The 26,542-nt window shown below is 42.6% G+C and carries 20 protein-coding genes; 11 read left to right on the top strand and 9 right to left on the bottom strand.

Annotated features, from left to right (window positions below):
- Positions 1 to 84 precede the first annotated feature (84 nt).
- The gene (locus GO495_RS08580; protein WP_157299278.1) at positions 85 to 912 is read left to right on the top strand and encodes a hypothetical protein; all 828 of its coding nucleotides are present in this window, start codon (positions 85 to 87) and stop codon (positions 910 to 912) included.
- Between the two features lie 95 nt (positions 913 to 1,007).
- Positions 1,008 to 2,117: a glutamine-hydrolyzing carbamoyl-phosphate synthase small subunit gene (carA, locus tag GO495_RS08585; RefSeq protein WP_157299279.1), complete on the top strand. Its 1,110-nt coding sequence runs from the start codon at positions 1,008 to 1,010 to the stop codon at positions 2,115 to 2,117.
- Positions 2,118 to 2,764: 647 nt separating this feature from the next.
- On the opposite strand, the gene GO495_RS08590 is transcribed toward carA, so the two are convergent.
- Positions 2,765 to 3,997, bottom strand: coding sequence for a pyridoxal phosphate-dependent aminotransferase (locus GO495_RS08590; protein WP_157299280.1), 1,233 nt, complete (start codon positions 3,995 to 3,997; stop codon positions 2,765 to 2,767).
- 135 nt (positions 3,998 to 4,132) lie between these two features.
- Positions 4,133 to 4,540, bottom strand: coding sequence for a DUF1573 domain-containing protein (locus GO495_RS08595; RefSeq protein WP_089783688.1), 408 nt, complete (start codon positions 4,538 to 4,540; stop codon positions 4,133 to 4,135).
- A gap of 192 nt (positions 4,541 to 4,732) precedes the next feature.
- Between GO495_RS08595 and GO495_RS08600 the strand changes: the two genes are divergently transcribed.
- The gene (locus tag GO495_RS08600) at positions 4,733 to 7,132 is read left to right on the top strand and encodes an alpha-ketoacid dehydrogenase subunit alpha/beta (RefSeq protein ID WP_157299281.1); all 2,400 of its coding nucleotides are present in this window, start codon (positions 4,733 to 4,735) and stop codon (positions 7,130 to 7,132) included.
- 437 nt (positions 7,133 to 7,569) lie between these two features.
- Positions 7,570 to 8,280, top strand: a complete 711-nt coding sequence (locus GO495_RS08605; protein WP_157299282.1) for a response regulator transcription factor — start codon at positions 7,570 to 7,572, stop codon at positions 8,278 to 8,280.
- 68 nt (positions 8,281 to 8,348) lie between these two features.
- Here GO495_RS08605 and GO495_RS08610 read toward each other — a convergent pair whose 3' ends face one another.
- Positions 8,349 to 9,059 (bottom strand): YebC/PmpR family DNA-binding transcriptional regulator, encoded by a 711-nt coding sequence (locus GO495_RS08610; RefSeq protein WP_157299283.1) that lies wholly within the window; start codon positions 9,057 to 9,059, stop codon positions 8,349 to 8,351.
- A 144-nt stretch (positions 9,060 to 9,203) separates the two neighbouring features.
- Positions 9,204 to 10,694: an amino acid permease gene (locus GO495_RS08615; protein ID WP_157299284.1), complete on the bottom strand. Its 1,491-nt coding sequence runs from the start codon at positions 10,692 to 10,694 to the stop codon at positions 9,204 to 9,206.
- A 188-nt stretch (positions 10,695 to 10,882) separates the two neighbouring features.
- Here GO495_RS08615 and GO495_RS08620 point away from each other — a divergent pair, with 188 nt between their 5' ends.
- From GO495_RS08620 to GO495_RS08630, 3 genes are all read left to right on the top strand, one after another.
- Positions 10,883 to 12,139 (top strand): dicarboxylate/amino acid:cation symporter, encoded by a 1,257-nt coding sequence (locus GO495_RS08620; RefSeq protein ID WP_157299285.1) that lies wholly within the window; start codon positions 10,883 to 10,885, stop codon positions 12,137 to 12,139.
- Positions 12,140 to 12,277: 138 nt separating this feature from the next.
- The gene (locus GO495_RS08625) at positions 12,278 to 12,943 is read left to right on the top strand and encodes a DedA family protein (RefSeq protein WP_157299286.1); all 666 of its coding nucleotides are present in this window, start codon (positions 12,278 to 12,280) and stop codon (positions 12,941 to 12,943) included.
- A 15-nt stretch (positions 12,944 to 12,958) separates the two neighbouring features.
- Positions 12,959 to 14,221, top strand: coding sequence for an MFS transporter (locus tag GO495_RS08630; protein WP_157299287.1), 1,263 nt, complete (start codon positions 12,959 to 12,961; stop codon positions 14,219 to 14,221).
- Between the two features lie 24 nt (positions 14,222 to 14,245).
- Here GO495_RS08630 and GO495_RS08635 read toward each other — a convergent pair whose 3' ends face one another.
- The 3 genes from GO495_RS08635 to GO495_RS08645 form a co-directional block, all read right to left on the bottom strand.
- Positions 14,246 to 14,707, bottom strand: coding sequence for a MarR family winged helix-turn-helix transcriptional regulator (locus GO495_RS08635; protein ID WP_157299288.1), 462 nt, complete (start codon positions 14,705 to 14,707; stop codon positions 14,246 to 14,248).
- Between the two features lie 202 nt (positions 14,708 to 14,909).
- Positions 14,910 to 15,848 carry a malate dehydrogenase gene (gene mdh / locus GO495_RS08640; RefSeq protein ID WP_157299289.1) on the bottom strand — a complete coding sequence of 313 codons (939 nt, stop codon included), beginning with the start codon at positions 15,846 to 15,848 and terminating at the stop codon, positions 14,910 to 14,912.
- Positions 15,849 to 15,884: 36 nt separating this feature from the next.
- Positions 15,885 to 16,400, bottom strand: a complete 516-nt coding sequence (locus GO495_RS08645; protein WP_157299290.1) for a peroxiredoxin family protein — start codon at positions 16,398 to 16,400, stop codon at positions 15,885 to 15,887.
- Between the two features lie 297 nt (positions 16,401 to 16,697).
- On the opposite strand from GO495_RS08645, the gene efp reads away from it, so the two are divergent.
- From efp to accC, 3 genes are all read left to right on the top strand, one after another.
- Positions 16,698 to 17,264, top strand: coding sequence for an elongation factor P (gene efp / locus GO495_RS08650; protein ID WP_157299291.1), 567 nt, complete (start codon positions 16,698 to 16,700; stop codon positions 17,262 to 17,264).
- Between the two features lie 54 nt (positions 17,265 to 17,318).
- Positions 17,319 to 17,783, top strand: coding sequence for an acetyl-CoA carboxylase biotin carboxyl carrier protein (accB, locus tag GO495_RS08655; RefSeq protein ID WP_157299292.1), 465 nt, complete (start codon positions 17,319 to 17,321; stop codon positions 17,781 to 17,783).
- A gap of 110 nt (positions 17,784 to 17,893) precedes the next feature.
- Positions 17,894 to 19,231 (top strand): acetyl-CoA carboxylase biotin carboxylase subunit, encoded by a 1,338-nt coding sequence (gene accC, locus GO495_RS08660; protein WP_157299293.1) that lies wholly within the window; start codon positions 17,894 to 17,896, stop codon positions 19,229 to 19,231.
- Between the two features lie 401 nt (positions 19,232 to 19,632).
- Here the strand turns inward: accC and GO495_RS08665 are convergent, their stop codons facing one another.
- Positions 19,633 to 21,831 carry a glutamine synthetase III family protein gene (locus GO495_RS08665; RefSeq protein ID WP_157299294.1) on the bottom strand — a complete coding sequence of 733 codons (2,199 nt, stop codon included), beginning with the start codon at positions 21,829 to 21,831 and terminating at the stop codon, positions 19,633 to 19,635.
- Positions 21,832 to 22,173: 342 nt separating this feature from the next.
- Here GO495_RS08665 and purL point away from each other — a divergent pair, with 342 nt between their 5' ends.
- A complete protein-coding gene (purL, locus tag GO495_RS08670; protein WP_157299295.1) occupies positions 22,174 to 24,429 on the top strand; it encodes a phosphoribosylformylglycinamidine synthase subunit PurL in 2,256 nt (751 codons plus the stop codon).
- Positions 24,430 to 25,196: 767 nt separating this feature from the next.
- Here purL and GO495_RS08675 read toward each other — a convergent pair.
- Positions 25,197 to 26,438, bottom strand: coding sequence for an aminotransferase class I/II-fold pyridoxal phosphate-dependent enzyme (locus GO495_RS08675; protein ID WP_157299296.1), 1,242 nt, complete (start codon positions 26,436 to 26,438; stop codon positions 25,197 to 25,199).
- Positions 26,439 to 26,542: the final 104 nt, after the last annotated feature.

The raw sequence follows: 26,542 nt of genomic DNA on the forward strand, positions 1-26,542 counted from the left end.
TATTGATTATAATTTTTTGTAATATCGCATTCTGAACCCAATGGTTTATAACCGGAAGGTTGGTTTTTAAATCCCTCTATTTTTATGATATACCTGAAATGTAAGAGCTGTGGGCATTATAACGAACTGCGATCGGAGTTCCTCACCTTTTGCGGTCAATGTGAAAAGAAATTAGAAAATAATTATTCCGAATGGAAGAATAAGCGCCCTGAAAGTAACTTCGAAGATTTCCAGCAGGAAGTTGCCGTGGAAACAAATGGCGTGAAAACCAGCCGTCTGACCATCCTCAAACAACGTTATCTCAAACAGGTAGGCAGAAGAGGGGTACTCCTCACCCTTATTCTCGTGATTGGCGTGGCTGCAGTAGCCGGTGGTTACTTCGGCAAACGGGTCGTATACGGCATGATCTTCCCCAAACTGAACAAAGCTTCTCTGTATAAATCCTGGGAAACAGCTGTTATTGGTCGCCAGGCACTGGAAATCAGCACGCCAATGCATCTCGGTGTCAACGACAAGCCACTCATACCCGAAATCGCACAGCTGGTAGAATATGCCAAAAGTTATCGCAACAGGGGAGATGATGGCATGCAGATCGAAGTGAACATGTACAGCTACCGCCCAAACATTTCTAACGATCTGGAGGTTGCAGGCGTAGCCGCTGCTGACGAAATGAAAAAATCCGGGGAAATCTCCGACCTCAAATACACTTCGAACCCGGTTATGCAAAGCGGTGTAGACGCTTTATTGCAACAGGGAACTTTCGCCTTTAAGAATGCTATCCGGCTATCTTTCTGTAACCTGTTACTGGTAAGCGGGCAACACCGCTGGGAGATAACTATCCGTTACCGGGAAGATGATACAACCGCATCTCTGGCAGCTCAGCGTATTATAAAATCGATCCGCATTAAGTAATTGGAAATTAAAGGTTAAGAATTAATATGGGTAATTATTAATTCTTAACCTTTAATTCAATAACTTTGCACGATTTTTTAAAACGAAAAATAAGCATGCCTCAGACAAGATCAATACAGCCAGCCATACTGTTGTTAGACGATGGTACGGTATATCAGGGAAAAGCTTTTGGTAAAATTGGCACCGCATCTGGTGAATTGTGTTTTAATACGGGAATGACCGGATACCAGGAAGTATTTACGGACCCTTCCTACAAAGGGCAGGTATTGATCATGAATAACTGCTACGTAGGCAACTATGGAGTTAAGAAAGATGATGTAGAAAGTGAGAGCGTAAAGATCAGTGGATTAATATGCAAGAACATCTCTTACAATCACTCCAGACAGATGGCAGACGGCTCCATAGAGCAGTTTTTAAAGGATAACAACCTGGTAACCATCTATGATGTAGATACCCGTGCTTTGGTATCCCATATTCGCAGTAAAGGTGCAATGAACTGCATCATCTCCTCTGAAATCCTCGATATTGATCAGTTGAAAGCGGAACTGGCTAAAGTCCCTTCTATGGAAGGCCTGGCACTCTGTGCTGAAGTAAGTACAAAAGAACCTTATAATATTGGTGACCCGTCTGCTGATATCCGCATCGCAGTGCTGGACAATGGCGTTAAGCGTAATATGCTGAAATGCCTGTCTGAAAAGGGTGCTTATCTGCAGGTATTCCCTACAGATACTACTTTCGAAGAGTGTGAGAAGTTCAAACCTAATGCATACTTTATTTCTAACGGTCCCGGCGATCCGGCTCCTTTAAAATATGCAGTAAATACGGTGAAGAAGATCCTGGATGCCAGCCGTCCGATGTTTGGTATCTGTTTAGGGCATCAACTGCTTGCGCTGGCTAACGATATTCCTACATACAAAATGCATCATGGTCACCGTGGCCTGAACCATCCGGTAAAAAACCTGGCTACCGGTCGTTGCGAGATCACTACCCAGAACCATGGTTTTGCAGTAGATCCTAAAGCGATTGCAGCCAGTGCTACGGTAGAGATCACACATGTGAATCTGAATGATGAGTCCATAGAAGGTATCCGTATCAGAAATAAGCCGGCATTCTCTGTACAATATCATCCGGAATCAACTCCTGGTCCTCACGATAGCCGTTACCTCTTCGATGATTTCTTCAATATGATCAAAGAGAACATGTAAAAAGAAAAATAAAAAGAATATAGAACGGTCCGGAATTTCCGGGCCGTTTTTCGTTTAAACCCGTTTTTACCTGACTTGCTAAAAGAGAAGAAAGTATTAACTACCTCTGGTTTGGATGAGTGTATATAATTACGATAAGATTGATAATGAATGTATTAAGGAGAGGTATGGGCAAAAAAATACGGCTCCGTGATCGGAGCCGTTTGCCTTTATAAATTCCACGTTATGAAAAACTGATACAAAAATACGGTATTTTGCTAAAACGTTTTAGTTTATCTTAAACTTTTTTTCAGAATTGACAGAATTTTGATAATTCTATCCCTCTGTGTTGATAAGTCAAAGCTCGTTCCTAAAAACCGTTCGAAAAAATAACTAAGGTTAATTTTATGCTAAACCTCTTTCTTCGGTCTTCGCTTTGGCAACTCATTTACTTCACATTACTTATCTGTTTGCTGCCGTTCACAATTCAAATATACAAACAAAATTGAACTAAAAAACATTTTTATCATAAAAAATGCTCTTTTTGTTTAAAAAAATCAACATATATTTTTTTGTAATGTAAAAAAGAAGCTGTTTTGGCTCAAAAACAAAGAATATAGAAATAATCACATTATATAGAATTTTATATAATGTGATTATTGGAGGTATTAATGCTTCTCTCCAAGCAAAACAGAACCGTTCCTTTGCAGCGTTTTGCCCGGATAAACTTCCAATGCCCTGGATAAACAGATCATTGCCTTACGGATATCTTCCTTATTCAGCACATAGGCCAGCCTTACCTCGTTTTTACCCAACCCTGGAGTTGCATAAAAACCAGTGGCAGGGGATAACATCACTGTCTGTTGCTCATAAGAGAAAGATTCCAGTATCCACTGACAGAATTTATCTGCATCATCGATAGGTAAACGTGCAATCGCATAAAACGCTCCTCCCGGATTAGGGCAAAATACCCCCGGCATCTTATTCAGCATCTCTACCAACACATCGCGGCGGCTTTGATACTCTGCCTTTATCTCATCAAAATAATTAACCGGCAAGTCCACGGCTGCTTCTCCGGCTATCTGCGCAAAAGAAGGAGGGCTCAGACGCGCCTGTGCAAATTTCATCACCGCATCAAGTACAGCCTGGTTTTTAGTGACCAATGCACCTATGCGTCCACCGCAGGCACTATAACGCTTGGATATAGTGTCCATCAGTATCACATTGTTCTCCAGTCCTTCCAGGTTCATCGCCGAGAAATGTTCTCCTGTATAGCAGAACTCCCTGTAAGCCTCATCAGAGAAAAGATATAAATTATGACGCAGACATACCTGTTTCAATACTTCCAGCTCTTCACGGCTATATAAATAACCGGTAGGGTTGTTAGGATTGCAGATCATGATCGCCTTTATACGTGGTGTTATGGCTTTCTCAAAATCTTCCATAGCAGGCAGCGCAAATCCGCTTTCTATATGAGAAGTGATCGTTTGTACCTTAATACCTGCTTCTACCGCAAAACCGTTATAGTTAGCGTAAAAAGGCTCAGGTACCAGCACTTCATCTCCAGCATCCAGGCAGGCCATGAAGGCGAACAGGATAGCCTCAGAGCCTCCTGTAGTAACAATTATCTGCTCATGTGTAAGCTGGATATCAAACCTGTTATAATAGGTTACCAGCTTGCGGCGATAACTTTCATTCCCCGCACTATGACTGTATTCGAGTACTTTGAAATTTGAATGGCGTACGGCATCCAGTACTGGTTTTGGTGTTTCTATATCCGGCTGCCCTATGTTAAGGTGATACACCTTAATCCCTTTTTTCTTGGCAGCTTCTGCATAAGGAACTAATTTCCGGATGGGGGAAGACGGCATTTGCTCTCCTCTCTTACTAATGGTAGGCATAAAATGTTTTGATTTTGCGTATACAAAGGTAGGGGATATAAGACAGCGGAAATTACCCGAATAAAAAAGCCTTACAGTTAAACTGCAAGGCTTAATATTTTACTGGATGCAGGTAAACTGCATAAGTAAGAAAATTTAGTTTTCTACTGTTCCTGTCAGATGTAATTCTTTGTCCTGATCTACTCCTTTCAGCTTAACCCAGATAGTTTTGTTCTGCTGACCTACACTGTTTGCACTGTAACCAGCTGTAATTTTACCTTTCTTACCAGGTAAGATTGGTTCTTTAGTCCAGGTAGGAGTAGTACAACCGCAACTTGCACGAGCTGTCTCAACTAATACTGGTTCTTTTGAGGTGTTGGTAAATTCAAAATCAACTGAAACTGGTTTGTTCAGCTTAGTTTTACCAAAATCAATACTTTCCTGTTTAAATTTTACTTTCGCATCAACAGGGTTTGCTGGTGTTGTTGTTCCGCTTTGCGCCTGAGCAAAGATAGCCGTAGTTACCAACATGCTCGCAAATAGGGATAAGATAAACTTTTTCATTATTAAGGGTGTTTTAAACGATTGGTTAAAAATGATCATCGTCTCTGTAACAAATTTACAGCCAAAAATAATCTATCGTCGGAGAATTTATTAAAATCTTATTAAAAAAAATAAGATTATTTTAATGCATGTATTTTCAGGCATTTCTCAACTGTATAATTTAACCTTACTTTTGTACCATAACAAAGAGGCATGATAGAAAACAATGAACTGACTATGAATACGGAAAGCCGGTTGTCATTCGAAGAATTTCGGAAAGAAGTGCTAAATGATTACCGCCTGGCCTGTGAAAGCAGGGAAGTTAGTCTGCTGGCCCGTAAGGAAGTCCTTACAGGTAAGGCTAAGTTCGGTATTTTCGGAGATGGAAAGGAAGTGGCTCAGGTAGCCATGGCCAAATATTTCCAGCCCGGAGATTTTCGTTCCGGTTACTACCGTGACCAGACCTTTGCTTTTGCCAGTGGTATTGCCACTCCGGAACAATTCTTTTCACAAATGTACGCTGATCCGGACCTGGCTAATGAGCCATTCTCCGGAGGAAGGCAGATGAATGCACATTTTGCCACACCGAACCTGGATCAGGACGGTAAGTGGCTCGACCTTACCAAAATAAAGAATACTGCTACTGATATGTCTCCCACCGCCGCGCAAATGCCGCGTGCGTTGGGATTGGCCTTTGCTTCAAAGTTATTCCGCGAAGTAGATGTTCTGAAATCATTCTCCAGGCTTTCCAATAATGGGAACGAAGTATGCTTTGCCACCATCGGTGATGCCTCAACTTCTGAAGGCCATTTCTGGGAAACCATGAACGCTGCCGGTGTACTTCAGGTGCCACTGGCCGTATTTGTGTGGGATGATGGGTATGGTATCTCTGTTCAACGCGAATATCAGACCACTAAAGACTCTATTAGCGTTGCCATGGAAGGCTTCCGCAAAGCAGAAGACACCAATGGCTTCGATATCTACAATGTGAAAGGCTGGGATTATGCCGGCATGTGCGAAGTGTTTGAAGCTGGTATCCGCAAGATCCGCGAAACACACATCCCTGCATTATTCCATGTGGAAGAACTGACGCAGCCACAAGGTCATTCTACCAGTGGCTCTCACGAACGCTACAAAACAAAAGACAGGCTGAACTGGGAGAAAGAATACGACTGTAACTCACAGATGCGTGAATGGATCCTGGAAAATGCCCTGGCAGATGAAGCTACCTTGCTGACAATAGAAGCAAAAGCAAAGACTGTTGCTGTAGATGCCCGCAAAACTGCCTGGAACAAGTACATTTCACCTATCCGGGAACAGGTAGACGCCGTATTGGCGCATGGTAAGGCTGTTGCCGCTGTACCTCATACAGATAAGGCTATGATCAATGGTCTGCTGCATGAACTGCAGGTCAACCGTGAACCATTACGCAGGGACGTGCTGAAAACAGCCGCCAGCATCCTGTTTCATCATAAAAAGATCAAATCTTCCGCAGTCGCTGAACTGAAAACGTTCTATGAGAATATGCTAAAGCTGGAAAAGGAGAATTATAACTCCCTCCTCCATGCTACTGGTGTAAACTCTGTGCTGAATGTGCCTGTAGTACCGGCAGAATATGAAGAGGATGCTCATTCTTTGAACGGATACGAAATACTGAATAAATACTTCGATCAACTGATAGAGAACGATCCCCGTGTATTCGCCTTCGGCGAAGATGTCGGACATATCGGAGATGTAAACCAGGGATTTGCCGGATTACAGCAGAAACATGGTAAACAGCGCATCTTCGATACAGGTATCCGTGAACTGACTATCATGGGGCAGGGTATCGGAATGGCTTTACGTGGTCTTCGTCCTATTGCAGAAATCCAGTACCTGGATTATCTGTTGTATGGTCTTCAGCCATTGAGCGATGATGTGGCCAGCCTGCAATACCGCACTAAAGGGATACAGCATTGCCCGATTATAGTACGTACAAGAGGGCACAGACTGGAAGGCATCTGGCACTCCGGATCACCTATGGGGATGATCCTGGGCGCTTTAAGAGGTATGAATGTATGTGTACCACGTAATATGGTACAGGCTGCCGGTATGTACAACAGCTTATTGGCTGCTAATGAGCCTGCTCTGGTAATTGAATCCCTGAACGGCTATCGCCTGAAAGAGAGATTACCACAGAACCTGGACAAATTCACTGTTCCGTTGGGTATACCGGAAGTGCTGCATGAGGGGAGCGATATTACGATCGTTTCTTATGGCTCTACACTACGTATCATAGAAGAAGCGCTGGTAACGCTGAAACAGCTGGATATCTGCTGCGAACTGATCGATGTACAGACATTGCTGCCTTTTGATATCAATCATAGCATCGTTGAATCACTGAAAAAGACCAACCGTATCCTTTTCGTTGATGAGGATGTACCAGGGGGTGGTTCTGCCTATCTGTATCAGCAGGTCATGGAACTCCAGGGTGGTTATCGCTGGCTGGATGTGGCCCCACGTACACTGAGTGCGCAGGCTCACCGCCCCGCTTACGGCTCTGATGGAGATTACTTCTCGAAGCCTAATGTGGAAGATGTGATAAGAGTAGTACTGGAAATGGTAGAAGAATAGGACTCCTTTCGATATAAAAAAACTAACGCAAGGCAGATGATGCCTTGCGTTTTGTTTTTAACTATAGTTGTAGGTTTGAATAAAAGACTAAGTACTTATGCAAATATTATAAAACTATTTTGTAATATTATCATATAACACGGATTTGATAATAAATTTATCCAGCGCTCTACTCACTGCATTTACTCTAAAAAAACGATAGATTTTTCATAATTACCTTTGATAACTAATATATTAGACATATACGCTTTATCATTTGTGAATAATGAATAAAATGAACACAGAAATATAAGTTGTACTTCTTAAATTTAAGTAGGAATATAGCTAAATTAGATAAACAGTTCAGTCCACGTTATACTGTTGAAAACTATGGTTTTCCTGATGCGTATATGTAGCAGGATAGCCACTTTGATTAACAAATCAATCCAAATCCATTTATGAAAGCAGGAGTTCTTTTAGTAGAAGACGACCACTTTTTTGCCAAGGTTATAAAAAATCAGCTTGAAAAAGCCGGTTATAATGTAGTGCATTGTGCCAATGGAGAGGAGGGATGGGCAACATTTCAGGAGCGTCCCTTTGATATTTGCCTTCTTGATGTAATTATGCCTGGGATGGATGGCTTAGCGCTGGCCCGGGAAATCCGTGATAAGGATGAAAATGTTCCCATAATCTTTGCTTCTTCCCGTTACATGGAACAGGACAAACTCAACGGTTTCGAAGCCGGAGGGGATGACTACCTGGTGAAACCCTTCAATATGGAAGAGTTGCTTTGCCGGATGGAAGTATTCATGAAGAGAAGCCGCCTTTTACAAAATGACAAACAGGTCATATTTAATCTGGGTAGCCTCGTATTCAACTATAGTGAATTCAAGATCTATCACGAACCAACCAATACCAATATTAACCTGCCTCCTAAAGAAGCAGAATTGTTGAAATACCTTTGTGAGAATCCCAATAAACGCCTGAAGAGAGATGTGATATTGTTAAGCGTTTGGGGTAATGACGATTTCTTTACGGGCCGCAGTATGGACGTATATCTTACACGTATCCGCAAGCACTTTAAGCTGGACGGTACTGTAAAACTGGAAACGATTCATGGTAAGGGATTACGCCTCGTAACAGACAATGAAGCCTGTCGCGTGCTCTAATCAACCAAAGTATAAAAGAAAAAGCTCCGTTCTGGTTACCAGAACGGAGCTTTTTCTTTACGCTTGCATTATCTGAGATTGTGAAATACCTGCTGTACATCATCATCCTGTTCCAGGCGATCTACCAGTTCAAGTACTTCTTTGGCCTGCTCCTCACTTAATTCTACGGTGGTAGTAGGAATACGCTTCAGTTCAGAACTGATAGGAGTGATGTTTTTTTCTTCCAGCGCTTTGGCCATATTGCCAAAGTCATTGAATGCCGTACGTAGTACGATATTACCTTCACTGTCTTCTCCGATCTCTTCCAGACCGGCATCAATCAGTTCCAGCTCAAGCTCTTCCATATTCACTCCTTCATTCTTGATCTTGAATTCTCCCATACGATTAAACAGGAAGCTTACAGATCCGCTGGTGCCAAGGCTGCCACCCAGCTTATTGAAGTGCATACGCACATTCGCTACGGTACGGGTAGAGTTGTCGGTAGCGGTATCTACTACTATCGCTACCCCATGTGGTGCATATCCTTCATATACAACCTCTTCGTAGTCGGTCTTGTCCTTACCCATAGCCCGCTTGATAGCGGCTTCTATACGGTCTTTAGGCATGTTAACACCTTTGGCGTTAACCATACATCTGCGCAACGCGGGGTTATTATCAGGATCAGGACCGCTGTTCTTTACGGCCATCGCGATTTCCTTACCAATCCTGGTAAACTGTTTAGCCATCCTGTCCCAACGGGCAAACATGGTTGACTTTCTTACTTCAAATATCCTTCCCATAGTGGGTATGTAATTAATAATTATTAAGAAAACTGAAACGCAAAAATATACACTTTATAGTAATAAAGTGGCAAGGTCGGAAAATCAATCTGCTTATAGCGATGACTTTCCGACCTTGCGACCTTTATTGTAAATTATTTTAGACTATAATTTTCTCGCCTTACTGTTCTTCACACTGTAGCCAAAATAGATCACAAAACCAATCAGTAACCAAACGATCAGTCGTGTCCAGTTTTCCCATCCAAGACTTACGATCATGGTCAGGCAGAACAGGATACCTAATACAGGTACAAATGGTACCCATGGCGTTTTGAACTCACGTGGCTGATCAGGGTTCGTTTTGCGCATTACCATTACACCAAGGCATACCAGTACGAACGCAAATAAGGTTCCGATACTTGTCATATCACCTACCACGCTATCCGGTACGAATGCAGCGAATAAAGAAACGAATACGAAGAACATCGCCTGTGATCTGTAAGGAGTACGGTATTTAGGATGTAATTTAGAGAACACCTTAGGTACCAGACCATCGTTAGACATGGAGTAGAATACCCTTGTCTGACCCAGTAACATTACCAGAATTACAGAAGAAAAACCTGCCAGGATAGCGATAGTAACGAAAGTAGACAGCCAGCTGTATCCAATCATATATTTATCAATAGCATAAGCTACGGATGCTTCACCACCTTCTTTCAGAAAGTCTTTATAAGGAGCGATACCTGTCAGTACATAAGAAAAGAGGATGTATAATAAAGTACATACTGCCAGTGATACCAGGATACCTATTGGCATGTTCTTTTTAGGATTCCTGGTCTCTTGTGCAGCAGTAGATACCGCATCAAAACCGATAAATGCAAAGAACACCACTCCAGCCCCCCTGAGCACTCCCGGTATACCGTGGTACCAGAAGTCGGCATAGTTGATGACCGTCCCATTATGCATGGTTACAGAACCTGCATCTGCCGGTATTGTAAATGGAGTATGGTTTGCAGGATTGATAAACTGCCATCCGAGGATGATCAGCAGGATCACAATAGCCACTTTAGTGATTACGATGATGTTATTTACGATTGCAGAACCTTCTATACCTCTTATGAGTAATAAAGTGAGTAACAGTAAAATAAAAACGGCAGGAAGATTCATGATACCATGAACACCTGCATCCGATGTCTCAAACGGACTATGTGCCCATTGATAGGGTATCGTAAATCCGCAGAGCTTACCCAACAGTTTATTGAGATACTGAGACCAGCCAATAGCTACTGTAGCAGCGCCCAGTGCATATTCAAGTACAAGGTCCCACCCGATAATCCAGGCAATAAATTCACCCATAGTAGCATAAGAGTAAGTATATGCACTACCGGCTATTGGGATCATAGAGGCAAATTCAGCATAACAGAGGCCTGCAAGTGCACAACCTATTGCTGCAATAATAAAGGAGAATACTACTGCTGGTCCGGCATGCTGTCCGGCAGCTGCAGCTGTTCTGACAAAAAGACCAGCACCGATGATGGCACCTATACCTAACGCTATAAGAGAACCAGCTCCTAATGTACGTTTGAGTCCTTTTTCGGTATCGTTTGCTTCAGCTAATAGCAGGGAGAGTGGCTTTTTCACGAAAAGTTTGCCCATACGAAAGAAATATTGTGGTTGACGTTTAAGTGGTTTAGTTTGTTGATTCTTTTTTTTAAGATCGCCAAATATAATTATCTAAAAGCAAAACCATGGCTTTTATTTTATGAGTTAACGCACAAGTTTAGCGCAGTAACCTTATTTTTGGAGGATTTTTATTACATTATCATTTTATTCAATAGAACTTCATGAAGAAATCTAACCGGCTGACTATCTTTATATTCACTGCAATGGTGCTGGGAATATTATTAGGGTACATTATCAATGTAATCTATGCTGGTCCTGAGAATGAGGCTACCGTTCAGAAATTTGCAGGTAATATTTCCATACTCACTGATATTTTCCTCCGGTTAATAAAAATGATCATTGCCCCACTGGTGTTTTCTACTCTTGTAGTGGGAGTGGCTAAGCTGGGTGATATCAAAGCGGTAGGAAGGATAGGCGGTAAAACCATGCTCTGGTTTATTACGGCAACATTCATTTCTCTTTTCTTAGGACTGATACTCGTTAACCTGTTGCAACCGGGTTCCACCCTTAACCTGACTATCCCGGATGCTAACGCCAGCAGTGGTATAGCAACAGCAGATATGACTCTGAAAGGGTTCTTCCATCACGTATTCCCTGATAGCGTGATTGATGCAATGGCGCACAACGAAATCCTGCAGATAGTAGTGTTCTCTATTTTCTTTGGAGTCGCAACAGCGGCCATTGGAGATATGGGACAGATCGTGATCAAGTTTATGGACAGCGTGGCGCACATCATGCTGAAACTTACAGGATATGTAATGAACTTTGCTCCATTTGCTGTATTTGGTGCTATGGCTGCCACTATTGCAGAAAAAGGTCCTGGTATACTGTTAACATACGGAAAGTTTATCGGACAGTTTTACATAGGACTCAGCGCTTTATGGATAGTATTGATATTTGCAGGATTTATAGTACTTGGTCGCAGGATACTTTCTTTATTAGGTCTGATAAAAGACCCTATATTGCTGGCATTCAGTACAGCAAGCAGTGAAGCGGCTTATCCCCGTACGATGGAAGGACTGGAGAAATTCGGTTGTGATCAGAGAATTGTAAGTTTTGTACTGCCACTGGGGTATTCTTTTAACCTGGATGGCTCCATGATGTATATGACTTTTGCCAGTTTATTCATCGCACAGGCATATGGTATGCACCTTGGGTTTGAACAGCAGATCTCTATGCTGCTGGTATTAATGATCACCAGCAAAGGCATTGCCGGCGTACCAAGAGCCTCCCTTGTAGTAATTGCAGGTACCTTGTCTATGTTCCATATACCGGAAGCCGGACTGCTGCTTTTACTGGGCGTAGACCATTTCCTGGATATGGGGCGTTCTGCTACCAATGTAATCGGTAATGCAATGGCTACAGCGGTTGTTTCCAAATGGGAAAATTCCCTGGAAGAAGAATCTAAAGCAGCTTAAAAGAAGTATAATAATGGCGTAACACATTAATGCTTATTTTGCCGTCTGGTACGCTATGTTAATTAACAGATTATGCAGGAATACAGCAGGGCATAAATGTACATTAGTACCTGAAATTTTGAAGATTATAAACATCATATGGATCAGTTAATTGAGTTATTCAAGCATCTTATCAATCCCCAATGGATCATTGAACATGGCGGGCTTTATTTATTATTGATAATCATCTTTGCAGAAACAGGTTTATTCGTAGGTTTCTTCCTTCCCGGAGATTCCCTCTTATTTGTTGCTGGTATCTATGGTGGCTTAATAAGTGATAGCTTCTACAACGTTCCTTTTGTCGTGATCATGCTGATGATTTCAATAGCTGGTGTGCTGGGCAATATGGTTGGTTTCTGGTTCGGACTTAAATCAGGTCCTATATTATTCAGCAGGAAAGATACCTTCTTCTTCAAGAAGAAACACCTGTATCAGGCCAAGGATTTTTACGATAAATATGGCGGAGGAGCTATATTCCTGGCCCGTTTCCTGCCTATCATCCGTACGTTCGCACCTATCGTTGCCGGTATAGTGAAGATGGAAAGGAAGAAGTTCATGTTCTTCAATATCATCAGTTCTTTTTCCTGGGTATTCTCTATGATGCTGGCAGGTCATTACCTTGATAAGTTTTTCCCTACGCTCAAAGATCACCTCGAACTGGTTGTCATTATATTGATATTAATTACTACATTACCTGTGTTATTAAAGTTATTCTTTGGTAAAACAAAACATGCGCATCCACCGCATACTAATGTGAATGAATAAACCTTAAATCACGCTATGAAATCCGGCAATCGCCCAGCAACCATTTTTAACGTAGCTGTGTTAGTAGCTTCGTTAGGCTATTTTGTAGATATCTATGATCTGCTTCTCTTCACGATAGTACGTGTTCCCAGTCTGAAAGACCTGGGAGTTTCGCAAACAGAGATTGATACCGGGGTAGGACCATTACTGATAAGTGTACAGATGCTGGGGCTTTTGGCCGGCGGTATATTCTGGGGCATTATCGGTGATAAGAAAGGAAGATTACGCGTATTGTTCGGTTCTATATTATTATATTCTATTGCCAATATTGCCAACGGTTTTGTGACCGGTACCAATGGTTATCTGTTCTGGAGATTTGTGGCTGGTCTGGGCCTGGCAGGAGAGCTGGGTGCCGGTATTACGCTGGTAGCGGAAATACTGCCAAAGGAAAAGCGTGGGTACGGAACGATGATCGTTGCTACCGTAGGCGTTTCCGGAGCTGTAGCGGCGAACCTCATTGCCAAGCTGGTGCCGGACTGGCGTTACTGTTATTTTATCGGTGGGGGATTAGGACTGATATTGCTCCTGTTGCGTATCAGTGTAATGGAATCCGGTATGTTTAGCAGTACTGTGGAAGATAGTACCATCCGCAGAGGAAGTTTCCTGGCGCTCTTCAATGATCGTACACGGTTTCTTAAGTACCTGAAATGTGTGTTGTTAGGTACTCCCACCTGGTTTGTAGTAGGTATCCTGATTGCCTTTTCCAATAAGTTTGCGATAGAGATGGGGATAAAAGAGCCTATCAGTCCTGGTGATGCGGTTGCTTTTTGTTATACGGGTCTGGTATTAGGAGATTTTACAACAGGTCTCCTCAGTCAGTTGCTTAAAAGTCGTCGTAAGGTGATGATAATTTTCCTGTTATTGACAGGAGCTTGTGTAGCTGTTTATCTAAATCTGCATGGAATAGAAAAATGGTTGTTTTATACCGTTTGTTTTATTCTTGGATTCAGTGTCGGCTTCTGGGCGATCTTTGTAACTATCGCTGCAGAGAGCTTCGGTACTAACCTCCGGGCTACGGTTGCGATCACTGTTCCTAACTTTGCCCGTGGCATGCTTCCCTTGATCACAATGCTTTTCATCTATTTACAGCATTACGTTACCTATCTGCAGAGCGGGGCTATAGTTGGTACGATCACAATTGTAATAGCGTTGATCGCTGCGTATACGGTAGAGGAGACTTTTGGTAAGGACCTGAATTATCTGGAAACTATCAAGTATAAATTAGATGAAATTGATTGAGTATCAATACTCAATCAATTTCATCTAATAACGGGTTAATACCTTATCGAGGAGTCCATTCAGTTGTAATATTTCGTCTTCGGAGAGAGATAATTTGAGAGAATCTTCCAGATCGGGAAGGTCAACATCCATCGTTTCCAATAACGCTAACCCCTTGGCAGTAATTTGTACATCTACTGCGCGGCGGTCTATTTCGCTACTCTTTCTTTCTATCAGTCCGGCCTTGCGAAGACGTTCTACCAGACGTGATACATCGCTCATTTTATCGAGCATTCTTTCCTTTAAAGTATTGATATTCGCTGCTTTAGGATATTGCCCACGCAGTATGCGCAGTATATTATACTGCTGCATGGTAATGTCAAATTTCTTGAAGAATTGCTGATGGCGTGAGACAATCCAGTTACCAACAAATATGAGACCTATTAACCCTTTGTTATACTCGCTCGAAAATGTTTTTTGCGAGATAAGTTTTTCTATGTTTGACATAAGTGAGAATATAGCCGGTTAAAAATACGAATGAATCATATTATTTCGGCAAACAAAGCAGTAGGTTTGATAAAAACGTTGAAACGAATGTAATGAATGTTTCCCGTTGTGAGAAAGGTTTTGTACCCGGTGGAGAGCCAAAGTAAAGAGGCTGACCAGTAGTAATCTGCTAGTCAGCCTCTTATATTTAAATATTGTTATATTATGCTGTAACTTTCATATTATCCAGTACATCCATAACTTCTTTCACGTGGACAGCAGATGTGCTGAGTAATTCTTTTTCGCTGTCGTTCAGCTGAAGCTCTATAATTTTCTCTATGCCTTTTTTACCCAGTATCACCGGAACACCCAGATAAATATCCTTCAGTCCATATTCTCCGGTTAACCATGCGCAGCAAGGGAAGATGCGTTTCTCATCTTTCAGGATAGCTTCTACCATTTGTGCAGCTGCAGCTCCCGGAGCATACCAGGCGGAAGTGCCCAGCAGATTCACTATTTCACCGCCACCTACCTTGGTCCGCTGGATAATTGCTTCCAGCTTATCAGCAGCTACCAGTTCAGTAACCGGGATGCCACCTACTGTGGTGTAGCGGGGAAGGGGGACCATTGTATCGCCATGGCCTCCCATCAGGATGGCCTGGATATCTTTAGGGGAACAGCCAATTTCGTCGGCCAGGAAAGCGCGGTAACGGGCAGTATCCAGGATACCGGCCATGCCGAACACTTTGCTGCTGTCTTTTTTGGCGGTGAGGAATGCGCAATAGGTCATTACGTCCAGCGGATTACTAACAACAATAATTATAGCATCCGGGGAATGCCTGCTGATGTTTTCCGTTACGGATTTAACGATATTGGCATTGGTAGAAATGAGGTCATCGCGGCTCATGCCGGGTTTGCGGGGTAAACCAGAGGTGATTACCACTACATCGCTGTTTGCAGTTCTTGCATAGTCGTTTGTAACGCCTGTCACTTTGGTGCTGTAATAATCGATCGGGGCCTGCTGCCAGGTATCCAACGCCTTACCTTCTGCGGTACCTTCCTTAATGTCCAGTAACACAACTTCCTGCAAAAAATCTCTGTGGGCCAGCACATTAGCGCAGGTTGCGCCTACATTACCAGCTCCTACAACAGTAACTTTCATCGTATGTATAAAATTTAAGGGTGAATAATCGGGTTATTAGTTCAGGTATTCTGTCAGTTGTTCCAGCTTAACAGTACCTTCGAACCCCTTTACAAACTGCTGTTTCTTATTATATACAAACAGGCCGGGGAAATAATGCAGATTGTAATAGTACATGATCTGGCGGGTGGGTTCACTCGTCATAACGATGTTGGGGTAATCTTTGATCTTATAAGTATTGTAATATTCCTTCATTTGCTCCGGTTTAAAAGGAGTAATCATCAGGATCTGTGTTTTTTTGAACTTATCTATATTCTTCAATACTTCCTCTGTAAGGTGTTTACAGTGGTCACAATCAACGCTAAAGATGAAAACGATCGTCTGTGTGTTCTTTTTCAGGTCGTTTTTGGTGATGACATGCCCATCTGGTAAAGTAAGCGGAAATGCCGGGATAAAGGGGAACTGCAGGTATGGAGGCTTATCTTTGTCTGCAGCCGTGGCGGAAGTTTGGGATTGTGCGGATAACAGCGCTGGCAGACAGCATAAGCACAAAAAGAACAAATAACGCTTCATATAACTCATAATTTTTGTCTAAGAGCTAAAGGTATTGAATTTTGGAATAGCCGGTTGAGGGAGCAACACTATATAAGTACTATTCACGCTCTTTATCACTTTTTTATAAAAAAATTACTAGATTACCCTTCCTTACATTATGTTTGCATTCCTAAAAAAAATAATAGGTTATATCCAGGTCTATAACTTAAAAAGAAAATTTAGGGGAAGAAACCAGTTCCATGAGGGATTTTGTAAGAATGAATTACTTTTGCAATCCTAATGTAAATTTTTAACTTTAAATTAAGTAACCTTTTTATGGCTACCACTGCAGATATCAGAACAGGATTAATCATAAAGCTGGATAACAGCTTGTATTCTGTTGTAGAGTTTGGTCAAAACAAAACAGCCAGAGCGGCTGCAAAAGTATGGGCTAAACTGAAGGGAGTTGACAATAGCCGTTCTATTGAACATACCTGGAACTCAGGCGATACAATCTATCCTGTACGTGTTGAAAAGAAAACTTTCCAGTTTTTATATAAAGACGACAGTGGTTACAACTTCATGGATAACGAAACTTTCGAACAGATCGCTCTTCCCGAAACCATGATTGATGCACCTCAATTCCTGAAAGATGGTCAGGAAGTATCTGTATCTATTAATACTGAAACAGACCAACATATGAGTGTGGAACTGCCTGATAAGATAGTAATGAAGGTTACTTACTCAGAACCAGGTTTAAAAGGGGATACTGCTACCCGTACCCTGAAACAAGCTACCGTAGAAACCGGCGCAACTGTGAATGTGCCATTGTTCGTGAATGAAGGTGAGCTGATCAGGGTGAATACCAAAACAGGTGATTACATAGAGAGAGTAAAAGAATAGTTTTAGTCCATAATTTTATCTACTTCAAGCATTTCTAAACCAAAAACTGTCTACATGGATTTTAAACAGATTCAGGAGCTGGTAAAAATGGTCAATAAGTCCAATATCAGTGAACTGAGCATCGAGCAGGACAAGTTTAAGATTACAATAAAGCAAAAGGATAACGAGACTCAGCAAGTGTTTACTATGCCAGCAACACCAATCCAGGCAGTAGCACAGTCAGTCCCTCAGGTTGCTGTATCAGCAGAAGCTCCTAAAGCACCAGAAGCGAAAGTTGATAACCTGGTTACCATCAAATCTCCTATGATCGGTACCTTCTATCGTAGTCCTGGTCCTGACAAACCATCTTTCGTGAACGTCGGCGACGAAGTGACCACCGGTAAGGTAGTTTGTATCATTGAAGCTATGAAGCTGTTCAATGAGATCGAAAGTGAAGTAAGTGGTAAAATCGTAAAAGTACTGGTAGATGACGCTTCTCCCGTGGAATACGATCAGCCTTTATTCCTGGTAGAACCATAATTTGTTAGTTGAAAAGGTTGGAATATTATAAGGTGGTAAGTGTACTTCCCAACCTTATAGTTTTCCAACCTTTTGGGCTTATTACTTTTTCTTTAACCTATTGAAAAAACATGTTTAAGAAAATATTGATTGCCAACCGTGGAGAGATTGCCCTGCGTATCATCCGTACCTGTAAAGAAATGGGCATCAAAACGGTGGCTGTTTATTCTACTGCGGATAAAGATAGCCTGCATGTAAAATTTGCAGACGAGGCAGTGTGCATTGGAAAACCACAAAGCAGCGAATCTTATCTGAATATACCTCACCTGATGGCGGCTGCTGAAATTACCAATGCAGATGCTATACATCCCGGTTACGGCTTCCTGGCAGAAAATGCAAGGTTCGCTGAAATCTGTGGTGAGCATGGTATTAAGTTTATCGGACCCACACCGGATATGATCCGTAAGATGGGAGATAAAATTACTGCCAAAGAAACAATGATAGCTGCCGGTGTACCGGTTATCCCAGGTTCAGCAGGTTTGTTACAGAGCCTGGATGAAGCGAAGAAAATTGCCAAGGAAATGGGCCTGCCTATTATCCTCAAGGCAACTGCCGGTGGTGGTGGTAAGGGGATGCGTGTGGTTTGGCAGGAAAGTGAGCTGGAAACAGCTTATAACATGGCTAAAAACGAAGCACGCGCTTCCTTCAATAACGACGGCATCTACATGGAGAAATTCGTGGAAGAACCCCGCCACATTGAAATACAGGTAGCTGGCGACCAATATGGTAAAGTATGTCACCTTAGTGAGCGTGACTGCTCCATCCAGCGCCGTCACCAGAAACTGGTAGAAGAATCCCCTTCTCCGTTCATGACTCCTGAGCTGCGCGAGAGGATGGGAGAAGCTGCTATTAAAGCGGCATCTGCTATCAATTACGAAAGCGTAGGTACCATTGAGTTCCTGGTAGATAAGCACCGCAACTTCTACTTCATGGAAATGAACACTCGTATCCAGGTGGAACACGGTGTTACGGAAGAGGTAATCAACTTTGACCTGGTAAAAGAACAGATCAAGATTGCTGCCGGTATTCCTATCTCCGGAAAGAACTATACACCGGAAATGCATGTGATCGAATGCCGTATCAATGCGGAAGATCCGTTTAATGATTTCCGTCCTTCGCCAGGAAAGATCACGGTATTACACATCCCTGGCGGTCATGGTGTACGTGTGGATTCCCATATTTACGCAGGATATGTTATCCCTCCGTATTATGATTCCATGGTAGCTAAACTGATCACCATCGCACAAACCCGTGAAGAAGCGATCAATACGATGGAACGTGCGCTCAGTGAATTTGTGATAGAAGGAGTGAAGACAACCATTCCTTTCCACCAGCAGCTGATGCGTGATGAGAACTTCCGTAAAGGTAACTTCACTACTAAGTTTACAGAAACATTCAAGTTGGTATAACTGACCTGTAATGTGAAAAATAAAGAAAGCCGTTCTGCCGCAAGCAGGACGGCTTTCTTATGTACACCCTGAGCAGGATGTAACTTTTAGCAGGGTAGCAGCAATAATGACTGCTGAAGGCATGGGTATAGAATGCTTATTCATGATAGATAAGTTGAGAAGGGTTAAAGAGTTGTGTGAAATGACCGGTATAAGTGTGCTACAGGGTATACGATGTTAACAAAGGGTGGAGTATGCGGTTATTAGGAGTAGTTGAAGATAAGCATAATTATCAGAAAAAGGAAGCGGTTCTGCTATAAAAGAATGGCTTTTTATAACGTTTGATATAGGATCATTACTAAAAACACAAAGCCCCGGATGAAGATCCGGGGCTAATCATACACCAAAACAATCTTACGGTTTTATCGCAAGAAAAGCAGCTCTCTGTACTTGGGCAATGCCCACATTTTGTCATCCACAAGGAACTCCAGTTTATCGGAGTGGTATCGGATCACATCAAAGTACGGCTTAATTTTTTCACAGTAATCTATAGCTTTCTGACGGCTGTCGGCAACTTTATTGGTTACTTTGCGCGCCTCGATCATAGCCTGTACGTTCTCACTGATGACATTTACATGTTCAGCAATTTTTTCAGCGATCTGTTTCTGCGCTTTAACCGCAGAATCTCCCAGACCTATTTCTTTCAGACCACGGATGTTTTCCACCAGTATGTTCATGTAAGAAATTGCTGAAGGCAGGATCGTGTTGGTAGCCAGGTCGCCGATTACGCGGGCTTCGATCTGCACTTTCTTCACATAATCCTCGAGCAGAATCTCATGACGTGCATGTAATTCTTTCTCGTTATACACACCAACTTCTGAGAAAAGTTTTGCTGATTTTGCGGTAACGAATGCATCCAGTGCCTGAGGAGTAGTTTTTACGTTAGGTAAACCTCTTCTTTCGGCTTCTTTTTCCCATTCTTCACTGTATCCGTCGCCTTCAAATAAAACTTTTTCCGAATCTACAATATATTTCCGAAGAGTTTGCATAATAGCAATCTCTTTTTTCTCGCCTTTTTCTATCAGTGCATCTACCTCTACCTTGAAGTTAGTGAGGGTTTTAGCAACGATTGTATTCAGCACTGTCATCGCTGATGCGCAGTTAGCAGAAGAACCTACGGCACGGAATTCAAACTTGTTACCAGTGAAGGCAAAAGGTGAAGTACGGTTACGGTCGGTGTTATCCAGTAACAGTTCAGGAATATGACGGTGAAGGTCCAGTTTCAGGATAGCTTCGTCCTGCTCATCAAACTTGTTGTTTACGCGGGTTTTAACTTCCTGCAGAACATCGTACAGGTATTTACCGGAGAACACAGAGATGATAGCCGGAGGCGCTTCGTTAGCACCCAGACGGAAGTCATTGCTTGGTGAAGCAATAGAAGCTCTCATCAGGTCGGCGTAGTCATGAACCGCTTTGATCGTGTTAACGAAGAAAGTCAGGAACATCAGGTTGGTCTTCGGTGTTTTACCGGGAGCCAGCAGGTTTACGCCAGTGTCGGTAGCCATGCTCCAGTTATTGTGTTTACCGGAACCGTTGATACCTGCAAATGGTTTCTCATGCAGTAATACTCTCAGCTTATGACGTTTAGCTACTTTAGCCATTACGTCCATCAGCAGGGAGTTGTGATCTACTGCTATGTTTACTTCTTCAAATATAGGTGCACACTCGAACTGAGAAGGTGCAACCTCGTTGTGACGGGTCCTTAAAGGAATACCCAGTTTGTAAGACTCTTCTTCGAAGTCGCGCATGAAAGCATATGCACGTTCAGGAATAGAACCAAAGTAATGATCTTCCAGCTGCTGGCCTTTTGAAGGAGCATGACCCACTACTGTACGGCCACACATTACCAGGTCAGGGCGGGCGTTAGCCAGGGCTTCATCTACGATGAAATATTCCTGTTCCCAACCTAAAGTAGCAGTGATCTTGGTTACATTTTTATCGAAGTAGTTACATACGTCTACAGCAGCTTTATCCAGAGCGGAAAGGGCTTTCAGCAATGGAGCTTTGTAATCCAGTGATTCACCGGTGTAAGCAACAAATATAGTAGGAATGCAAAGTGTTTTACCTGCTCCCTGCTCCAGGATAAATGGAGGAGAGGATGGATCCCATGCAGTGTAACCACGTGCTTCGAAAGTTGCACGTAAACCACCGTTAGGGAAGCTGGAAGCATCTGGTTCCTGCTGAACAAGCGCATCTCCGTCAAAAGTTTCCAGTGCAGTACCGTCACCTTTCAGGGTAAAAAAGGAGTCATGTTTTTCAGCGGTAGTGCCGGTTAAAGGTTGAAACCAGTGTGTGTAGTGAGTCACACCTTTTTTCATTGCCCATTGTTTCATACCGGAAGCTATCTGCTCAGCCATTTTGCGCTCGATCTTGGTGCCGGCTTTAATTGAGTTGTTTAAGCTCTTATAAGCTTCGTCACTCAGATTTTCGCGCATTGCTTTTCCTGTAAAAACATTAATACCGAAAACTTCAGTAATCTTAGTACCGTTAGTTGGTTCGGGTTTGATTTTTAGATCAACGCCGGAGAGGTTTTCCAGCGCGGTGAAGCGTAACGATTGCATGCTGTAAATAATTTTACACAAAAGAACGCTCTTGTGCTTACATAAGCAAGAAATAAGTTGATTTTAACTAAAAAATTACATTTTTTGGTCAAAAAGGGTTAATTTTTTAATTTTTAAATAAAAAAACAACAGCCATTAACAAGCAAACTAACACATTAAAAAAATAATAATCTGTATAAACTGCTAATTTGGCGCAGTATTCGCTGCATTTCGCTCTGAAACCCGCAAAGTATTGTCTTTACTGCAAATAAACTGTTTCACGTTCAATATCCTTTGTCAATTGCAGGAAAAACCTGTAGTTTCGCATCTTCTTTTATCTATCGTACTCATACTTTTAGTTACATGCAAACTACCGTAGAAACTACAGATAAGTTTTCCCAAACTACTGTTGAAACTGCCGAACAGCTTGGTCTTACTGCTGACGAATTTGAACGTATTGTCAGCATAATGGGCCGCACTCCTAATTTTACTGAATTAAGTATGTACTCTGTAATGTGGAGTGAGCATTGCAGTTACAAGAATTCAATTGTATGGCTGAAATCCCTGCCCCGTGACGGGGAACGCCTGCTGGTAAAAGCAGGGGAGGAGAATGCCGGCCTGGTAGATATTGGTGATGGTTACGCCTGCGTATTTAAAATAGAATCTCATAATCACCCTTCAGCAATCGAACCCTTCCAGGGTGCTGCTACTGGTGTGGGAGGTATCCACCGTGATATCTTTACTATGGGTGCCCGTCCTATTGCGGCCTTAAATTCCCTGCGTTTCGGTAATCTCAACGATAAGAAAACCCAGCACCTCTTAAAAGGTATTGTACATGGCATAGGCCATTATGGTAACTGCTTCGGTGTTCCTACCGTGGGTGGTGAAGCATATTTCGAAGACTGCTACGGTACCAATCCCCTGGTGAACGCCATGAGCGTTGGTATTGTGAAAGTTGGACAAACAGTTTCCGCTACTTCCTATGGTGCAGGTAATCCTGTATTTATAGTAGGTTCTGCTACCGGTAAAGACGGTATCGGCGGTGCTTCTTTCGCCAGTGCAAACATTACAGAAGACAGCGTGGAAGATCTGCCATCCGTACAGGTAGGAGATCCTTTCCAGGAAAAGAAACTGCTGGAAGCCTGCCTGGAAATCATTCCTACAGGTGCTTTGGTAGGTATGCAGGATATGGGTGCCGCTGGTATCACCTGCTCTACCGCAGAGATGAGTGCAAAGGGAGAACATGGTATGATCATTCACCTGGATAAGGTACCTACCCGCCAGGAGAATATGAAAGCATGGGAAATGCTGCTGAGCGAAAGCCAGGAAAGAATGCTGATCGTATTGCACAAAGGTCAGGAAGCTGAAGTATTGAAGATATTTGAGAAATGGGACCTGCACTGCGTACAGATCGGTGAAGTAACAACTGATAAGAACCTGAAGTTCTATATGAATGGTCATCTGGAAGCAGATGTTCCTGCTGAAAGTATGGTCCTTGGTGGTGGCGCTCCTCAATATCACCGCGCTTATACAGAACCTGCTTACTTTGAAAAGATCAAAGCATTTGATATACAGAACATACAGGATACCCTGCATGCCCGTTTTGCAGCTGAAAGGCTGGTAAAACTGCCTAATATTGCTTCCAAACGCTGGATCTATACCCAGTACGACAGCATGGTAGGTACTGCTAATGCCAGCACCAATGCTCCGAGTGATGCGGCCATTGTTATCGTTAAGGGTACTAAGAAGGCCCTGGCATTAACGACCGACTGTAACAGCCGTTATGTATTTGCTGATCCTCACACTGGCGGACAAATAGCCGTTGCCGAAGCTGCCCGTAATATCGTATGCAGTGGTGGTGAACCGGTTGCTATTACCAATTGCCTGAACTTTGGTAACCCTTACGATCCTGAAGTATACTATCAGTTCGTATATGCACTGAAGGGAATGGGCGAGGCCTGCCGTAAGTTTAATACACCCGTTACCGGTGGTAACGTGAGCTTCTATAACCAGTCTCCTGATGGTCCGGTGTATCCTACACCTACTATTGGTATGCTGGGTATCCTGGACAGCATTGAACAGCGTATCACTTTAAACTTCAAGCAAACCGGTCACCTGGTGTACCTGGTAGGCAGAAGCCGTAATGATATCAGCAGTTCTGAGTACCTGCACAAGCTGATCGGGATAGAGTACAGCCCTGCACCTCACTTCCACCTGGAAGAAGAACAGCAACTGCAACAGGCTATTACCAAGCTGAACAAAGCCGGATTGTTACAGTCTGCCCACGATGTAAGTGAGGGCGGATTATTCATTACACTGCTGGAAAGCGCAATGGCCGGCGGACTTGGGTTCGATATCCATACCAACAGTAATTTCCGCAAGGATGCTTACCTGTTTGGTGAAAGCCAGAGCCGTGTAGTCGTTACAATCAGACCAGAAGATAAAGACAAGTTTGAGTCGCTGTTACACAGCCTGGTAGATGCTACTGATTACTCTGTCCGTTTTGAGAAGATAGGTACCGTACATGGTGAGCAGGTAGTAATTGATGGTGATAGCTGGGGTACTGTTGCCGACTGGAAGAATAATTATGATACAGCGATCGAATCACATTTAGTATAAAACGTATCTATTAATTTATTAACGGGTGCAGCGTATATCCCACATGGGTGTTATGCTGCACTTTTTCATTTTTAACAGTATTTAACAATTGTTCATCATACACTTATAAACTTTCTTATACGCGAAATGAGTATTGTCGGGTGTTTTCTGTTAATAATCCAATTATTGTATTACACATTCGTTTTAACAACTCATTAACAAAATCCCATCTTCGTGTGAGCTTATATAGCAGTGGTTAACCTACTTTTGATAAAGAGAGAAGCAAATAAAAAAGGTCGACGTTAAGTCGACCAAACAAAAATTACTATCCTATACCTAATGAAATAAAAGAAGACTATCCTATACCTATTGACTACTATCCTATAAATTATCCCTGGAATCAAAAGGATTCCTTATTCTATGAAAACCATAGTTCTACCATGTCCTAATGAAAGCTAAGTGAATAACACCTAGTGAGAAAGAACGATTTGCTGTGAGGCCCCGGGAGTATCCCGGGGCCTCCTTATTTTCAAGGAAGCATGTAATTTATTTCAATAATCAAGCCAACTCATCCCCGCATAACCATTCTGGTTAAAACAATCCCAGACTTCATTAATATTCTATCAGAAGATCATTCCAGATAGGGATTTATCCTGTTTAAAAGACAAGAATGCACTCTCATTTTATGGTATTGATGAAACTCATTGAGAGGCTTGTGGAAAGTTGACCGGCAATAAAAAAGCCCTGTATCACCTTCCGGCAATACAGGGCACTTATCAGCAATATTGTTACACCATAGGTATCTCAGCCACTTTGTATTCTTTTTTATCCAATTTGGCCTTGGTTTGGGTGAATGCTTCGAGGGTAAGTTCTATATCCTGATCGCCATGAGCAGCGGTAGGAATAAGACGGTAAATGATCTGCCCTTTAGGTATAACAGGATATACCACGATAGAACAGAAGATGTTGTAGTTCTCACGGAGGTCCAGACACATGGCAGTAGCTTCCGGAATATCACCCTGAAGATAGATAGGGGTAACAGGAGAGTTAGTCTGACCAATATCAAAGCCACGGTCGCGAAGACCTTTTTGCAGCTTATTAACGTTCTCCCACAGTTTAGCTTTCATTTCCGGATGTTTGCGCATCAGTTCCACACGCTTTAAGTGACCAATCACCAAAGGCAAAGGAATAGATTTAGCAAAGATCTGGGAACGTGAATTATAACGCAGGTAGTTAATGATCGCTTTATCTCCGCTAATGAAAGCGCCGATAGAAGCACCGGATTTTGCGAAAGTGTTGAAAATCAGGTCAATTTTGTCCTGAACACCCTGCTCTTCACCTGTACCGGCACCGGTTTTACCCATAGTACCGAATCCATGCGCATCATCTACGAGGAAACGGAATTCGTATTTGTCTTTCAGCGCAGCAATTTCCTTCAGCTTACCCTGGTCGCCGGCCATACCGAACACACCCTCAGTAATTACAAGGATACCACCACCATTGGTTTTAGACAGTTCTTCTGCACGTTTCAATTGTTTTTCCAGATCATCTATATCATTGTGTTTGAACACATAACGATGACCCTGGTGGAGACGTAATCCGTCTATGATACTGGCGTGGCATTCTGCGTCGTATACGATCACGTCCCTGCGGTTGCAGATAGCATCGATAGAACTCATAATACCCTGGTAACCATAGTTGAGCAGGGTAGTGTCTTCCTTGCCCATGTAGTCGGATAATTCTTTCTCCAGCTTCTCATGGTAGTTAGTGTTACCACTCATCATACGGGCCCCCATTGGAGTGGCAAGTCCATAATCTGCTGCTGCTTTGGCATCTGTAGCACGTACCTCGGGATGGTTAGCCAGGCCCAGGTAGTTGTTCAGGCTCCAAACAATCTTTTCATTGCCCCGGAAGTTCATGCGGGGACCAATTTCACCTTCCAGCTTAGGAAAAGCGAAATAACCATGGGCTCTATTTGAGTGTTCGCCGATCGGGCCCATGTGTTTAAGCAGTTTCTCGAATATATCCATATGTTAAGTAATGATTAATAATGTTTGAATCAATCGGACACAAAGGTATTAAAATATTAGTTTTTGTAAACTTGCTTTACTTTTATAAAAGTGAACAATTTCTT

This window comes from Chitinophaga oryziterrae, from assembly GCF_009758125.1.
Taxonomy (GTDB): Bacteria; Bacteroidota; Bacteroidia; order Chitinophagales; family Chitinophagaceae; genus Chitinophaga; species Chitinophaga oryziterrae.

Coding starts and splice junctions, on each gene's coding strand:
- GO495_RS08580 (WP_157299278.1), top strand. CDS start 85: ATGATATACCTGAAATGTAAGAGCTGTGGGCATTATAACGAACTGCGA.
- carA (WP_157299279.1), top strand. CDS start 1,008: ATGCCTCAGACAAGATCAATACAGCCAGCCATACTGTTGTTAGACGAT.
- GO495_RS08590 (WP_157299280.1), bottom strand. CDS start 3,997: ATGCCTACCATTAGTAAGAGAGGAGAGCAAATGCCGTCTTCCCCCATC.
- GO495_RS08595 (WP_089783688.1), bottom strand. CDS start 4,540: ATGAAAAAGTTTATCTTATCCCTATTTGCGAGCATGTTGGTAACTACG.
- GO495_RS08600 (WP_157299281.1), top strand. CDS start 4,733: ATGATAGAAAACAATGAACTGACTATGAATACGGAAAGCCGGTTGTCA.
- GO495_RS08605 (WP_157299282.1), top strand. CDS start 7,570: ATGAAAGCAGGAGTTCTTTTAGTAGAAGACGACCACTTTTTTGCCAAG.
- GO495_RS08610 (WP_157299283.1), bottom strand. CDS start 9,059: ATGGGAAGGATATTTGAAGTAAGAAAGTCAACCATGTTTGCCCGTTGG.
- GO495_RS08615 (WP_157299284.1), bottom strand. CDS start 10,694: ATGGGCAAACTTTTCGTGAAAAAGCCACTCTCCCTGCTATTAGCTGAA.
- GO495_RS08620 (WP_157299285.1), top strand. CDS start 10,883: ATGAAGAAATCTAACCGGCTGACTATCTTTATATTCACTGCAATGGTG.
- GO495_RS08625 (WP_157299286.1), top strand. CDS start 12,278: ATGGATCAGTTAATTGAGTTATTCAAGCATCTTATCAATCCCCAATGG.
- GO495_RS08630 (WP_157299287.1), top strand. CDS start 12,959: ATGAAATCCGGCAATCGCCCAGCAACCATTTTTAACGTAGCTGTGTTA.
- GO495_RS08635 (WP_157299288.1), bottom strand. CDS start 14,707: ATGTCAAACATAGAAAAACTTATCTCGCAAAAAACATTTTCGAGCGAG.
- mdh (WP_157299289.1), bottom strand. CDS start 15,848: ATGAAAGTTACTGTTGTAGGAGCTGGTAATGTAGGCGCAACCTGCGCT.
- GO495_RS08645 (WP_157299290.1), bottom strand. CDS start 16,400: ATGAAGCGTTATTTGTTCTTTTTGTGCTTATGCTGTCTGCCAGCGCTG.
- efp (WP_157299291.1), top strand. CDS start 16,698: ATGGCTACCACTGCAGATATCAGAACAGGATTAATCATAAAGCTGGAT.
- accB (WP_157299292.1), top strand. CDS start 17,319: ATGGATTTTAAACAGATTCAGGAGCTGGTAAAAATGGTCAATAAGTCC.
- accC (WP_157299293.1), top strand. CDS start 17,894: ATGTTTAAGAAAATATTGATTGCCAACCGTGGAGAGATTGCCCTGCGT.
- GO495_RS08665 (WP_157299294.1), bottom strand. CDS start 21,831: ATGCAATCGTTACGCTTCACCGCGCTGGAAAACCTCTCCGGCGTTGAT.
- purL (WP_157299295.1), top strand. CDS start 22,174: ATGCAAACTACCGTAGAAACTACAGATAAGTTTTCCCAAACTACTGTT.
- GO495_RS08675 (WP_157299296.1), bottom strand. CDS start 26,438: ATGGATATATTCGAGAAACTGCTTAAACACATGGGCCCGATCGGCGAA.